Origin of the sequence: Stenotrophomonas rhizophila, assembly GCF_000661955.1 — a bacterium.
GTDB lineage: Bacteria > Pseudomonadota > Gammaproteobacteria > Xanthomonadales > Xanthomonadaceae > Stenotrophomonas > Stenotrophomonas rhizophila.
In genome coordinates this window covers 1,260,393-1,274,855 of sequence record NZ_CP007597.1, presented here as the reverse complement: position 1 = coordinate 1,274,855, position 14,463 = coordinate 1,260,393, and the positions used below count along the sequence as shown (strand labels likewise).

At 67.3% G+C, this 14,463-nt stretch carries 9 protein-coding genes, 1 pseudogene and 1 riboswitch; of the genes and pseudogenes, 3 read left to right on the top strand and 7 right to left on the bottom strand.

From position 1 onward, the window contains the following. Window positions 1-129: 129 nt before the first annotated feature. The gene (locus DX03_RS05310) at window positions 130-1,353 is read right to left on the bottom strand and encodes a multidrug effflux MFS transporter (protein WP_038691925.1); all 1,224 of its coding nucleotides are present in this window, start codon (window positions 1,351-1,353) and stop codon (window positions 130-132) included. A gap of 293 nt (window positions 1,354-1,646) precedes the next feature. Further along, a riboswitch (glycine riboswitch) is annotated at window positions 1,647-1,748 on the top strand. An 88-nt stretch (window positions 1,749-1,836) separates the two neighbouring features. On the opposite strand from DX03_RS05310, the gene gcvP reads away from it, so the two are divergent. After that, a complete protein-coding gene (gene gcvP, locus DX03_RS05305; protein WP_185753469.1) occupies window positions 1,837-4,716 on the top strand; it encodes an aminomethyl-transferring glycine dehydrogenase in 2,880 nt (959 codons plus the stop codon). A 681-nt stretch (window positions 4,717-5,397) separates the two neighbouring features. Here the strand turns inward: gcvP and DX03_RS05300 are convergent. Continuing rightward, on the bottom strand, window positions 5,398-6,780 hold the full coding sequence (locus DX03_RS05300; protein WP_038686949.1) for an amino acid permease: 1,383 nt from the start codon (window positions 6,778-6,780) through the stop codon (window positions 5,398-5,400). Between the two features lie 81 nt (window positions 6,781-6,861). Next, complete coding sequence (locus tag DX03_RS05295; protein WP_038686947.1) at window positions 6,862-7,569, bottom strand: AraC family transcriptional regulator; 708 nt, start codon at window positions 7,567-7,569, stop codon at window positions 6,862-6,864. A 175-nt stretch (window positions 7,570-7,744) separates the two neighbouring features. Here DX03_RS05295 and DX03_RS05290 point away from each other — a divergent pair, with 175 nt between their 5' ends. Together DX03_RS05290 and DX03_RS20380 are read left to right on the top strand one after the other, a co-directional pair. After that, window positions 7,745-9,829: a catalase gene (locus DX03_RS05290; protein ID WP_038686945.1), complete on the top strand. Its 2,085-nt coding sequence runs from the start codon at window positions 7,745-7,747 to the stop codon at window positions 9,827-9,829. A 29-nt stretch (window positions 9,830-9,858) separates the two neighbouring features. After that, window positions 9,859-10,104 (top strand): annotated as a pseudogene (locus DX03_RS20380) (HupB); the annotation flags it as partial. 81 nt (window positions 10,105-10,185) lie between these two features. On the opposite strand, the gene DX03_RS05280 reads toward DX03_RS20380, so the two are convergent. The 4 genes from DX03_RS05280 to DX03_RS05265 form a co-directional block, all read right to left on the bottom strand. Continuing rightward, window positions 10,186-10,962, bottom strand: coding sequence for a hypothetical protein (locus tag DX03_RS05280; RefSeq protein WP_244880185.1), 777 nt, complete (start codon window positions 10,960-10,962; stop codon window positions 10,186-10,188). Window positions 10,963-11,174: 212 nt separating this feature from the next. Further along, a complete protein-coding gene (locus DX03_RS05275; protein WP_038686943.1) occupies window positions 11,175-13,298 on the bottom strand; it encodes a methyl-accepting chemotaxis protein in 2,124 nt (707 codons plus the stop codon). 88 nt (window positions 13,299-13,386) lie between these two features. Next, a complete protein-coding gene (locus DX03_RS05270) occupies window positions 13,387-13,824 on the bottom strand; it encodes a hypothetical protein (protein ID WP_038686941.1) in 438 nt (145 codons plus the stop codon). Continuing rightward, window positions 13,787-14,392, bottom strand: a complete 606-nt coding sequence (locus DX03_RS05265; RefSeq protein ID WP_244880184.1) for a helix-turn-helix domain-containing protein — start codon at window positions 14,390-14,392, stop codon at window positions 13,787-13,789. The genes DX03_RS05270 and DX03_RS05265 overlap by 38 nt, the downstream gene beginning before the upstream one ends. Window positions 14,393-14,463 lie beyond the last annotated feature (71 nt).

Sequence of the window (14,463 nt, the reverse complement as noted above, 5' to 3'; positions counted from 1 at the left end):
GCAGGGGAATGTGTTGGCTGTCGTGGTGCACGAACTGGCTGGCGAGCACACAGAATACGCCGCCACCGCACGTTGGCAATGGCGGCGGCACCACGGTTGCGCACGACGCAACCGTGGCGTGCGCGCGGCTTATTCGATGGGCGTCAACAGCGCGCGGCGCTGCTCGCAGTGGCGTTCCCAATACCAGAAACTGGCGCCCACGGCGAAGAAGCCCGCATAGCCCAGCGCAAGATGCAGCGGCTTGGCACTGAGCAGCGGCGAGACCACGCCGGCCACCACGGTGTTGATCATCAGCTGGATGAACATCTGCATCGACGACGCCAGCCCGCGCTGGTGCGGGTACATGTCCAGCACCGCCAACGCCAGGATCGGGAAGATCAGCGCCATGCCCACGCCCCCCAGGAAGATCGGCAGCACCGCCCACGGCAGCATGATCTGCGGCACGGCCAGCACGTAGCCCAGGTTGAGCACCGCCGACACCGCGCACAGGCCGAAGCCGATGCCGATCTGGCGCGGCGCGGTCAGGCGCCCGGCCATGCGCCCGGACAGGAAGGAGCCCATCGTCATGCCGCCGATGGTGGGGATGAACAGCCACGCGAAGCCGCCCTCGCCCAGCTTGAGGTGCTGCATGACAAACACCGGTGCCGAGGCGATGTACAGGAAGATGCCGGAGAAGTTGAACGCGCCGGCCGCCGCCAGCCGCAACAGGCGCGGGTTGGAGCCCATGCGCAGGTAGCTGCGCAGCAGTTCGCGCATCGACAACGGCGTGCGTGCCTCCACCGGGTGGGTTTCAGGCAGCCACTTGCCGGTGGCCAGCAGCAGCACCACCCCGAACAGCACCAGGAACCAGAAAATCAGCGGCCAGTCGCCCCCGCCCAGCAGGATCCAGCCGCCGATGATCGGCGCGATCGCCGGGGCCACGCCGAAGATCATCGACACCTGGCTCATCAGGCGCTGCGCGTCGGCCCCGTGGTACAGGTCGCGGATCACGGCGCGGCCGACGATCACCCCGACCCCGGCGGTGACGCCCTGCAGCGCGCGGAACACCAGCAGCGTGGTCATGTCACGTGACAGCGCGCAGCCGATCGAGGCGCCGATGAACAGCACCAGCCCGCCGATGATCACCCGCTTGCGCCCGAACGCATCGGACAGCGGGCCGTGCGCCAGGCTCATCAGGCCGTAGAACAGCAGGTACACGCTGATGGTCTGCTGCACCGCGACCTGGTCCACCTGCATGCGCTCCCCCAGCAGCAGGAAGGCCGGGAAAATGGTGTCGATCGAGAACGGACCGAACATCGCCAGGCCTGCAAGCAGCAGGGCCAGGCGGCGGGTCGAGGGCGAGGCGGGCGTCATGCGGTCTTCCGTCTGGGCCATGCGCGAATGCACGGCGGGCGCCAGCCCGGAACGGGCGGCGCCAGATGAATACGAGGATCCGGCCATGATAGGCCTTTGCCGGCCCCCGCACCATGCCAACGGGTGCCATTCGGAGGCGTCTGGAGGCCCCATTCATCCCGGGTGGGGCCGCAGTCGGCAAGGCCGCTGGGCTATAATCGCCGGGCTACATGGTGGGAGAAGCGGCGCTTTGTTTTGAAGCACCCGCTGCCGAAGGCGCAACGCCCGTAATCGCTCAGGCCCGATACCACCCGCATCAAAACTCTGGAGAGACCGGCCAGTGCCGGCGCCGAAGGGGCACGAAGCACGCAGATGCGCGCTTTTAAACTCTCAGGCAAAAGGACAGAGGGGCACCCAGGAAGACCGCAAGGTCCGGTGGTTCGCGCGCGTCTGCGATGCACCCCGACCCGGCAGCCTTCCGAACGTGCGTGCCCACTCTTCGAGATGCCAGCCATGTCCCAGAACACCCCTTCCCTGCGCGAGCTTGAACACAGCCACGCGTTCGTCGAACGCCACATTGGCCCCAACGACGCCGAAATCGCGCAGATGCTCGACGTGGTCGGCCACGCCTCGCTGGACGCGCTCACCGATGCGATCGTGCCCGCCGGGATCAAGTCGCCGGCGGCGCTGGCGTTGCCCGAGTCGCTGACCGAAGTGCAGGCGCTGGCCAAGATCCGCGCCATCGCCGACAAGAACCAGGTGTTCCGCACCTTCATCGGCCAGGGCTACTACGGCACGCTCACCCCGAACGTGATCCTGCGCAACGTGCTGGAAAACCCGGCGTGGTACACCGCCTACACCCCGTACCAGGCCGAGATCTCGCAGGGCCGCATGGAAGCGCTGATCAACTTCCAGACCCTGTGCGCCGACCTGACCGGCATGGAAATCGCCAACGCCTCGCTGCTGGACGAAGCCACCGCCGCGGCCGAAGCGATGACCCTGGCCAAGCGTTCGGCCAAGAGCAAGTCCGACACCTTCTTCGTGCACGACGCGGTGCACCCGCAGACGCTGGAACTGCTGCGCACGCGCGCCGAGCCGATGGGCATCGTGCTGCGCGTGGGCACCCCGGCAGAAGCCATGGAAGCCGAAGCCTACGGCGTGCTGCTGCAGTACCCGGACACCTTCGGCCATGTGGGTGACTACAAGGCGCTGGCCGATGCCGTGCACGCGCGCGGCGGCCTGGTTGCCGTGGCCACCGACCTGCTGGCGCTGACCCTGATCGCCGCGCCCGGCGAATGGGGCGCGGACATCGTGGTCGGCAACTCGCAGCGTTTCGGCGTGCCGTTCGGTTTCGGCGGCCCGCATGCCGCGTTCATGGCCTGCCGCGACGCCTACAAGCGCTCGATGCCGGGCCGCCTGATCGGCGTGTCGGTCGACGCCCAGGGCAACGCGGCCTACCGCCTCACCCTGCAGACCCGCGAGCAGCACATCCGCCGCGAGAAGGCCACCTCCAACATCTGCACCGCACAGGTGCTGCTGGCGGTGATGGCGTCGATGTACGCGGTGTACCACGGCCCGGACGGCCTGACCCGGATCGCCCGCCGCACCCACCGCCTGGCCGCGATCCTGGCCAATGCGCTGCGCGCTGCCGGCGTCAACGTGGGCGAGCACTTCTTCGACACCCTGCACGTCAAGGACATCGACGCCAAGGCGATCCACGCCAAGGCCGCGGCGGCGCGCATCAACCTGCGCGCGATCGACAGCGATGCGGTCGGCATCAGCCTGGATGAAACCACCACCCGCGACGACATCGTGGCCCTGGGCCAGCTGTTCGGCGCCAAGGTGGATGTGGATGCGCTGGACGCCAGCACCGCCGACGCGCTGCCGGCCGGCCTGGTGCGCACCAGCGCGTTCCTGACCCACCCGGTGTTCAACACCCACCACAGCGAGCACGAACTGCTGCGTTACCTGCGCTCGCTGGCGGACAAGGACCTGGCCATGGATCGCACCATGATCCCGCTGGGCAGCTGCACCATGAAGCTCAACGCCACCGCCGAGATGATTCCGGTGACCTGGCCGGAGTTCGCCAATATCCACCCGCTGGCCCCGGCCGACCAGGCCACCGGCTACAAGGAACTGATCGAGAGCCTGGAAGCGATGCTGGTGGAATGCACCGGCTACGACGCGGTGAGCCTGCAGCCCAACTCGGGCGCGCAGGGCGAATACGCCGGCCTGCTGGCGATCCGCGCCTACCACCGCTCGCGCGGCGACGACCACCGTGACGTGTGCCTGATCCCGGATTCGGCGCACGGCACCAACCCGGCGTCGGCGCAGATGTGCGGCATGAAGGTGGTGGTGACCAAGACCGACGCCAACGGCAACGTCGACGTTGACGACATCCGCGTCAACGCAGAGAAGTACAGCGACCGCCTGGCCGCGATCATGATGACCTACCCGTCCACGCACGGCGTGTTCGAGGAAGAGGTGGTGGAGATCTGCGAGATCATCCACAAGCACGGCGGCCAGGTGTACACCGACGGTGCCAACATGAACGCCCTGGTGGGCGTGGCCAAGCCCGGCAAGTGGGGCTCGGACGTGTCGCACCTGAACCTGCACAAGACCTTCTGCATTCCGCACGGCGGCGGCGGCCCGGGCGTGGGCCCGTGCGCGGTCAAGTCGCACCTGGCGCCGTTCCTGCCGGGCAAGCTGGGTGACAACGGCCCGGTGGGCATGGTCAGCGCGGCCAGCTTCGGCAGCGCCTCGATCCTGCCGATCAGCTGGATGTACATCACGCTGATGGGCACCGCCGGCCTGCGCAAGGCCACCCAGGTGGCCCTGCTCAACGCCAACTACATCGCCACCCGCCTGGCCCCGCACTTCAAGACCCTGTACACCGGCCGCAACGGGCTGGTGGCACACGAGTGCATCCTGGACGTGCGCCCGCTGGAGAAGACCTCCGGCATCGCCGCCGAGGACGTGGCCAAGCGTCTGATCGACTTCGGCTTCCACGCCCCGACCCTGAGCTTCCCGGTCGCCGGCACGCTGATGGTGGAGCCGACCGAAAGCGAATCGCTGCACGAGCTGGACCGCTTCATCAACGCGATGATCCAGATCCGCGAGGAAATCGCCGCGATCGAAGACGGCCGCCTGGACCGCGAGGACAACCCGCTCAAGCACGCCCCGCACACCGCCACCGCGGTGTCGGCCAGCGAGTGGGCGCACGCCTACCCGCGTGAGCTGGCGGCCTTCCCGCTGGCCAGCCTGCGCCAGCAGAAGTACTGGCCGCCGGTGGCGCGCGTGGACAACGTGTACGGCGACAAGAACGTGATGTGTGCGTGCATCCCGGTGGATGCCTACAAGGAAGACGAGGGCGTGGAGGTCTAAGCCTCCCTGCCCTGCCGCAACAGGAAACGGCCCGCGCAAGCGGGCCGTTTCTGTTTGCGGGATGCCCCGTCGCACGTGATGCCGGTAACGCCGGTCCCTGGCCGGCTGCCATTTCCCCCGGTAGTGCCGGCCGCTGGCCGGCTCCCATTTACCCCGGTAGTGCCGGCCGCTGGCCGGCTCCCACGGATGCCGATCGGCATGGTGCAGAGCCGGCCAGCGGCCGGCACTACCGGGTTTCGATCGGTGAGGTGTTGTGCCGGCCAGCGGCCGGCAGTAGCGTCAATCCGCCCTGCGGCTGGCGCGTACGCGGCGGGCGACTTCACTGCTGATGGCGATCACCGCGGTGAGCGCGGCCCTGCCGCGACAGGAAACGGCCCGCGCAAGCGGGCCGTTTCTGTTTGCGGGATGCCCCGTCGCACGTGATGCCGGTAACACCGGTCCCTGACCAGCTGCCATTTACCCCGGTAGTGCCGGCCGCTGGCCGGCTCCCACGGATGCCGATCGGCATGGTGCAGAGCCGGCCAGCGGCCGGCACTACCGGGTTTCGATCGGTGAGGTGATGAGCCGGCCAGCGGCCGGCACTACCGGGTTTTGATCGGTGGGGTGATGAGCCGGCCAGCGGCCGGCACTACCGGGTTTCGATCGGTGGTGTGTTGTGCCGGCCAGCGGCCGGCAGTAGCGTCAATCCGCCCTGCGGCTGGCGCGTACGCGGCGGGTGACTTCGCTGCTGATGGCGATCACCGCGGTCAGCGCGGCCATCGACAGGAACTGCAGGCGGGTGTGCGACTCGGACAGCAGCAGGCCGAAGATCAGCGCCAGCACGCCCAGGCCGATTACGGTGAGGTACGGGTAACCGGCCATGCGGAACGGCAGGCGGGTGCCGTCGCGGTTGGCGCGGTGGCGCAGGATCAGCTGCGACAGCAGCGAGATCGTCCACACCAGCAGGCAGGTCGAGCCGACGATGTTGAGCAGCACCGGCAGCACCTTGTCCGGGAACAGCAGTTCCATCACCGTGGCCGCAAAGCCGAACAGCACGCTGGCCAGCACCGCGATGATCGGCACCTGGCGCGTGTCGGTCCAGCCCAGCACGGCCGGGGCCTCCTGGCGCTGGGCCAGCGAGTACATCATGCGCGAGGCGCCGTAGAGGTTGGCATTGAGCGCCGACAGCAGCGCGATCACCGCGATCAGGGTAATCGCCGTGGCCGCGCCGGGAATGTTGGCCACCTGCAGCACCGCCGCGAAGGGCGACTTCAGCGCTTCGCTGGTCCACGGCACCACGGCGATGATCACGCTGAGCGAGCCGATGTAGAACACCAGGATGCGCCAGGCCACGGTGCGGATGGCGCGCGCGATGCTGCGCTCGGGGTCTTCGGTTTCGGCCGCGGCCACCGCCACGATCTCGGTGCCGCCAAAGGCGAACACCACCACCAGCAGCGCCGCGCCCACACCGGCCAAGCCCTTGGGCGCGAACCCGCCGTGCGCGGTGAAGTTGGACAGGCCCGGCGAGGCCACGTCCGGCAGCCAGCCCATCAACAGCGCCACGCCGATCAGGATGAAGGCGATGATCGCCACCACCTTGAGGATGGCGAACCAGAATTCGAACTCGCCGAAGTTCTTCACCCCGAGCAGGTTGATCGCGGTGAAGAACAGCATGAAGGCCAATGCGGCCATCGGTACCGGCACCGCCGGCCAGACCGTGGCCAGCAGCCCGGCCGCGCCCACCGCTTCGGCGGCGATCACGATCACCAGCTGTACCCACCACAGCCAGCCCACGGTGGCCCCGGCGGTGGCACCCATGGCGTCGGCCGCGTACACCGAGAACGCGCCACTGGTCGGCTTGGCGGCCGCCATCTCGCCCAGGGCGTTCATCACGATGATCACCAGCGCGCCGGCGACCAGGTAGGACAGCAGCACCGCCGGCCCGGCCGCCTGCACGCCCACGCCCGAGCCCAGGAACAGGCCCGCGCCGATCGCGCTGCCCAGTCCCATCATGATCAGCTGGCGGGGCTTGAGCGCGTGGCCCAGGCGGGGAGCGGCTGGCGTCGGAGTCGGGGATGCGGGCATCGGAATCGCTTGGCGGGCAACAGGTGCAACACGATACCTGTTCGGCCGGGCTGCGGCATAGGCCACAGGGCCCAGCCCGGCCTAGCGGTCGCGCTCGCCGATCTGCGCGCGGTAGCCGCGCGGGGACACCCCCACCTCGGCCTTGAACTTGCGGGTGAACGCGCTCTGGTCGGTGAAGCCGCAGGCCTGGCCGATGCTGGCGATGCTGTCGCCGCCGTGCAGCAGGTGCACCGCCATCTGGATGCGCAGGCGGGTGAGCACCTGCTGCGGGGTCATCTGGAACACCTTGCGGAAGGTGCGCTCCAGCTTGGACAGCGAAAACCCGGTGATGTCCAACAGGGTCTGCATGCGCACGTTCTCGGCGTAATGCGCGTTCAGGTGCGCCAGCGCCAGCCGCAGCTGCTCGTACTGGGTACCCAGGCTGTCCTTCTGGCCGAGGTCGCGCGAAATGCCGATCAGTCCCTTGACCTGCCCGTCCACCAGCAGCGGCCGCTTGCAGGTCAGGCACCAGCCCGGCTCGCGGTTGGCGAACAGGTGCAGCTCCATCAGGTTCTCGATCACCCGCCCGGCCAGCACCTGTTCGTCCTGGCTGGCGTAATCGGCCCCCAGCCCGGTGGGATAGATCTCCGCCGCGGTACGGCCGATCACCTCCTTGCGCGACTTCAGGCCCAGCCGGCGCAGCATGGTCTGGTTGATGTGCGTATAGCGCCCGTCGCGGTCCTTCATGAAGAACAGCACGTCGGGGATCGCATCAAACAGGGCTTCGATGTCGGCAGGTTCTACGCGCATGCGGCAACAGGTGGCGGAAGATTCGGGCCAAGGATACCCGTCCGGCTGCGCGCCACCCAGCGCCAGGGCGCGGCATGTGAAGCGCGGGTGGATGCGCGCCGGGCTTTTCGCACCCGCGATTAACGCCGGCCACGCCAGTGTGGGGGTTGCCTTCCCGCCAGCCCGGAGCCGCCACATGGCCGCCAGCAAGCCCCGCACCAAACCCGCCCCTCCTGCCGACAGCCGTGGCCAAGGGGACGAACTGCACCAGCACGCCGGTGGCACCCACCCGCCGCTGACCACCAACCAGGGCATTGCGGTTGCCGACAACCAGAACTCGCTGCGCGATACCCCGCGCGGGCCGACGTTGCTGGAAGACTTCATCCTGCGCGAGAAGATCACCCACTTCGACCATGAGCGCATCCCCGAGCGCATCGTGCATGCACGCGGCAGCGCGGCGCACGGCTATTTCGAGCTGACCCGTTCGCTGGAAGAATTCACCCGCGCGCGCGTGCTGACCGAAGTGGGCGTGCGTACCCCGGTGTTCACCCGCTTCTCCACCGTGGCCGGTGGCGCCGGTTCGGTGGATACCCCACGCGACGTTCGCGGCTTCGCGGTGAAGTTCTACACCCGCGAAGGCAACTGGGACCTGGTCGGCAACAACATCCCGGTCTTCTTCATCCAGGACGCGATCAAGTTCCCCGACCTGATCCACGCGGTAAAGATGGAACCGGACCGCGCCTTCCCGCAGGCAGCCAGTGCGCATGACACCTTCTGGGACTTCGTATCGCTGATGCCCGAATCGATGCACATGATCATGTGGGCGATGAGCGACCGCACCATCCCGCGCTCGCTGCGCACCATCGAAGGCTTCGGCATCCACAGCTTCCGCCTGCTCAACGAGGCCGGCGAATCCACCTTCGTCAAATTCCACTGGCGCCCCAAGCTGGGCATCCAGTCCACCGTGTGGGACGAGGCGGTGAAACTGCAGAGCGCCGACAACGACTTCCATCGCCGTGACCTGTTCGAGGCGATCACCGCCGGCGACTTCCCCGAGTGGGAACTGGCCGTACAGCTGTTTACCGAAGAAGAGGCCGAGGCGTTCCCGTTCGATCATCTGGACTCGACCAAGATCATCCCCGAATCGCTGGTGCCGCTGACCGTGGTCGGGCGCATGGTGCTGGACCGCTGGCCGGACAATTTCTTCGCCGAAACCGAACAGGTGGCTTACTGCCCGGCCAATGTGCCGCCGGGCATCGACTTCAGCAACGACCCGCTGCTGCAGGGCCGCTTGTTCTCCTACCTGGATACCCAGCTCAGCCGCCTGGGCGGGCCGAACTTCCATCAGATTCCGGTCAATGCGCCCAAGTGCCCGTTCGCCAACCACCAGCGCGACGGCCACATGCAGATGCAGGTGCCCAAGGGGCGCGTTGCCTACGACCCCAGTTCGCTGCAGGACGACACTCCGCGCGAAACTCCCGAGGGCTTCCCGAGCCATGCCACGGCGCCCGATGACGGGGTGAAGGGCCGCGTGCGCGCGGCCAGCTTCGCCGATCACTACAGCCAGGCGCGGATGTTCTTCCGCAGCCTGGAAGCGCCCGAACAGGCCCACCTGGCCTCGGCACTGGTGTTCGAGCTGTCGAAAGTGGAAACAGCGAAGGTGCGCGAGCGCACGGTGAGCCACCTGCGCAACATTGATGACGCGCTGGCCAAACGCGTGGCGGCGGGCCTGGCGATGCCTGCCCTGCCCGATCCCGCGCCGACCGCCACCCCGGCGCAGGATCTCCCCAAGGCGCCGGAAGTGCGCGTGATCGGCCGCACCAAGGACCTGCTCAAAGGCCGCTGCATCGGCATCCTGTTCGACGAAGGCTCCGACGCCGGATTGATCAACAACCTGCGCAAAGCCGCCGACAAGGCCGGTGCCAGCGTGAAGCTGGTTGCGCCGAAGTTGGGCGGCGGCAAGCTCAGCGACGGCAAGACCCTGGCGGCCGATGGCCAGCTGGCCGGTACGCCGTCGGTGGTGTTCGACGCGGTTGCCGTGGTGCTCAGCAACGAGGCGGCCAAACGCCTGCTCAAGGAATCGGCGGCCATCGATTTCGTCGCCAACGCGTGGGTCCACCTGAAGGCGATCGCGGCCGACGAGGGTGCGCAGGCGCTGCTCAAGGCGGCCCGCGTGGGTAACGATGCGGGCGTGGTGGAAGCCGAAGATGCGAAGGCTTTCCTCACTGCTGCGGCAACCCGCCAGTGGGCGCGTGAACCCAAGGTCCGCATGCTGGCCTGACCTCATCCACCGCGTACAGGAGATCTCCGATGCCCCGGGGTGACAAATCCACCTACACCGACAAGCAGAAGCGTCAAGCCGCGCACATCGAAGAAAGCGAGAAGGATCAGGGCCGCAGCGAAGCCGCGGCCGAACGGATTGCCTGGGCCACCGTCAACAAGCAGGATGGCGGTGGCCGGAAGGATGGCGCGGCGAAGAAGGCGGTGAAGAAAGCGACGGAAAAGACGAAATCTGCGCGCACGGCCGCGGCGCGAACACCTGCAAAGAAGGCGGCGCGCTGAATCGCCCAACGGATGCGGCAGCGTCGGACTGCCGCATCCCTACCGGAGCCGGGTCCTACGTAGCAGCGATACAGCTCAGCGTGGCTCGGCGGCTGGCGTGCGCGCAGGCGTGGCCTTCACCGGGCGCGGCAGCGCCACCGACTGCATGCGTTTGATCGCCGAGATCGGCACCGCTTCGGCACGCTTCTGCTGCGGCCACCACAGGAACACGAACCCGGTGCTGCTGCCGAGCAGGCGCGCGGTACCGGGCAACGCGGCGGTATCGCCTGCCAGATGCACGGTGACAGCGCTGCCCTGCCCGCTTTCGCGGATGTTCTCGGCCTTGTCCAGGGAGTAGATGGCCGCTCCCAGCGCCATGAAGAACGCCACCGCCATGCACACACCCGTGAGTGGCCGCATGCCGGACATGTCCCAACTGGTCAGCGCCGAACGCGAAAACAGCACCCGCCAGCCCCAGTGCCGCGCCCGCAGTGCGTCCACCCGGGCCGGGTTGCGTCGGCGCAGCGTGTCCGGCCAACCGACCAGGATCGCCAGCAGGGCGCCGCCCGCCAGGATCGCCGCGTACGCCGGATCGCGCAGGCCGGCGACCAGGAAATCGCTCACCTGCAGGTAGTCCAGGATCGACAGCTGGAAGCCCCGGTAGAAAAAGTAACTGGACCACAGCCCCAGCAGCGACAGCAGCACATACCCGGCGCTGACGATCAACGCCGGCTCCTGCCGCAGCAGTCGCCACACCACCATCACCACCGAATCCTCGTTGCCCTGCACCACCGGCAGCACCGACCAGTCGGTGGGCGGCGCGCTTCCCGCAGCAGGCACCGGGTCGGTGGTGAGATGTGCGATGGCCGGCACATCGCCGTGGATGTCGCCTGAATAGGTGAAACGTAAGTAGTCTCAAGATCGAGCCAGGCGGGCCTGTACGCCGAGGGCGTCACCACCAACGGTGGTGACCTACCGTGTTGGGGCGGAGCGCCAAAAAAGAAGGCCCTGCGCAAGCAGGGCCTTTTCATTGCCACCCCGGCGTCAACGCTGCCGGGCAGCGCGACGCGCGGGTGCACGGAAAACTACGCCGCGCGGCGGGCAGCCACAGTCCGGGTTCCCTGCTCCAGCTTGAACACCGCCACCGATTCACTCAGCGCGTGCGCCTGTTCTTCCAGCGCGCGGCTGGCCGCGGTGGCTTCTTCCACCAGCGCCGCGTTCTGCTGCGTCACCTGGTCCATCTGAACCACCACCTGGTTCACCTGCTCAATGCCGGCGGCCTGTTCCTTGGTGGCCGCGGCGATGTCGCTCATCAGCTGGTTGGTACGCGAGCTGGCCTGGGTCAACCGGGCAATCGCCGCTTCGGATTCCACGGTCACGCTCAACCCGGTCTTGACCTTGTCGCTGGCCTCGCCGATCAGGTCCTTGATCTCCTTGGCCGCCGTACCGGCACGCTGCGCGAGCGTGCGCACTTCGCTGGCAACCACCGCAAAACCACGCCCGTTCTCACCGGCACGCGCGGCCTCGACGGCAGCATTGAGCGCCAGGATGTTGGTCTGGAAGGCGATGCCGTCGATCACCGAGGAAATCTCGGAGATGCGCGCGGAGGATTTGTCGATCTCGCTCATCACCGTGGCCATCTGCGCGATCGCCTGCTCGGTGGCGCGCACGGCGACGCCGGACGCATGCGCCTCCTGGTCGGCCTGGCTGGCGAGTTCTGCGTTCTGGCGCACGGTCGAGGTCAGCTCTTCCATCGAGGCAGCCGCCTCTTCCAGGTTGGCAGCCTGCTGCTCGGTGCGGCGCGACAGGTCGTTGTGGCCGGCGGCCAGTTCCTGCGCGGCGTCGTTGATGCTGCCGGCGGCGCCCTGGATCTGCTGCACGATACCGGTCAGCTGTGCCGCGGTGACGTTGGCATCGTCGCGCATCTGTGCGAACACGCCTTCGTAATGGCCTTCCATGCGCGAGGTGAGGTCACCGGTGGAAATGGCGCGCAGCACCTGCGACAGATCGGCGATGCTCGACTGCGAGCTGGCCATCATGCCGTTGAGGTTGGCCACCATGGCGCGGAACTGGAACTGGAACGCGGCTTCATCGCCCCGCACCGAGAAGTCACCGGCGCGCGCGGCGCTGGCCAGCGTGTCGATCTGCTGGTTGATCGCCATCAGGCTGCTCTTGACCGTGGCCATGGTGCGGGTCAGCAGTGCCTTCTCGCCCGGGTAGCTGTCCAGGTCGCGGCTGAGGTCGCCGATGGCGTAGTCCTGCATCACATCGACCATGTGCGACTGCACGGCCACGTGCGAGCCCACCAGTTCGTTGGTGGCACGCAGCATGTGCCCGTAATCGCCCGGCAACGCCGCAGCGTCCATCCGGTAGCTGATCGCACCGGCTTCGTGCTGCTGCGCCATCTGCAACTGCGCGGTGATGGCGGCCTGCACGTTCTGGCGCACGCTGCCCATGGCGTTGCCCAGCAGGGTGAGCTCGTCGCGGCCGCCCAGGCGGAAGTCCTGGTCCAGCTCGCCACGGGCCATGCGGTCGGCCAGGCCCACCGCGCGGGCCAACGGCCCGGTCAGGCTGCGCCCGATCAGGATCGAGGCGGCAATGCCGACCAGCAGCGCGATGCCACCGAGCACCAGCAGCTGCAACAGCGTGCGCTCGCCCAGGCGGATCGCCTCGGCCGCGGCCTCGCGGCTTTCCTTCTCTTCATAGGCCACGCCATTGGCCAGCGCCTTGTTCCAGCCATTGGCCGCGTCCTGCACCGGGCCCAGGGTCAGGGCGACGGCGCCGGGGAAATCGCCTTGCTCCATCAGCTCGCTGGTCTGCTTGTTGAGCGGACGTGCGGTGGCGCGCCTGGCCGCGATCTGCTCGCCGATCGCCTTGCCTTCGGCATCGGTGGGCAGCGCCTGGTAGGCGGTCCAGCTGGCCTCGTAGCGCTTGACCAGTGCGGCAATGCGCGCCTCGTCGGCCTCGCGCTCCTGCCCCTGGCGGATCAGCATTTCACGGCGCACCACCATCATCTGGTTGTTCGCATCGAGCATTTCCGACAGCAGCCGCACCTTGGCGACGCCAACTTCGACCACCTGCTGCATCGCGTGCTTCTGCACCGCGCTGCCGGTGGCGCCGGTGGCCACCACGGCCGCCACCAGCAACAACAACAGGCCAAAGCCCATACCAAGACGCCAGACGACTCTGACGTTACGCAAAAAATCCATGGGGACATCCAAGAACGTGGGGGGTGAGGGGGTATCGGCCCACGCCCGGACGTTCTTGATCACACTTTCTTAACGGAATGGCTCCCATTCACCTTGGAGTGGACGGCCTGGGGTCATCCAGTTGCTCCCACGCGATACGCACGGCGTCGCACGCCTGGATCAGGTCCACCACCAACCGTTCGCTTACATCCAGTTCGCCTTCGTACTCGGCAATGTTGCGTTGCTGGTGGCACTTGTCCAGCACCCGCCACACCTCGGGCCCCGCACCCAGGGTATGCGGCAGTGTCTGAAAAACGATATAGCGGTGCGACGGACGAAAACCCTGCCGCCGCAGTGCAGCCAGGCAGAGCGCGTGGGCCGCGTTGTACGCCAGGTCGAAGCGGCCCTCCAGGGACAGCGTTGTGTTGCGCGCATCCTGCAGGCGGGCCAGGCCTGACCGTCGCAACCCCTCGATTTCGCGTGTATCCGGGAGCTCGACGCTCAGCGGTTTACCCGGTCCGGCCAGATTCTGCAGCGCTGAGTTCATCGTCTCCTCCAATGATCCAGATCTTGGGCTGTGCCAAGACCCGCATCAAGAAGGAATTTTCATCGTGAATACGCTTGGATAATTCAGCGGTTGAATAGAGCGTCGGATTCACCGGACGGCCGAGATGCGCGTCGACGCTGTCCAGGGCCTGCATGACATCGGCATAACCCAGCGTGTCGGACACGATAAGCAGATCGATATCGCTACGCGCCGTATCGCTACGTTTGGCGACCGAGCCATATACAAAGGCCGCCTTGACCTGTTCCCGAACGGGAGCCAGCGCCTCTTGCAGCGGGCCGGCGAGGCCCACCGTCTTCTGCACGATCGCCACCAGCTCGTCGTGGAGCGGTGAATCCGCATTGGCCTGATAGCGCTTCTGATTGCCCGAGCGCCTGAGCGTGACCAAACCTGCGGCGGCCAACTTGGCCAGTTCGCGCTGCACTGCACCGGACCCGGCGCCGATCGCCGAGATCAATTCGGCAACGCCGAACTCGCGCCGCGGTTGACCAAATATCAGGCCGAGTACGCGCTGCTGTGTCTGCGTAAACAGTGCATCGGCCAGACCCATCGGGCGGTCGGCTACGCGGGCGGCTGGATTGGATCTAATACCCATATTGGGTACATTAATACCCAGATTGG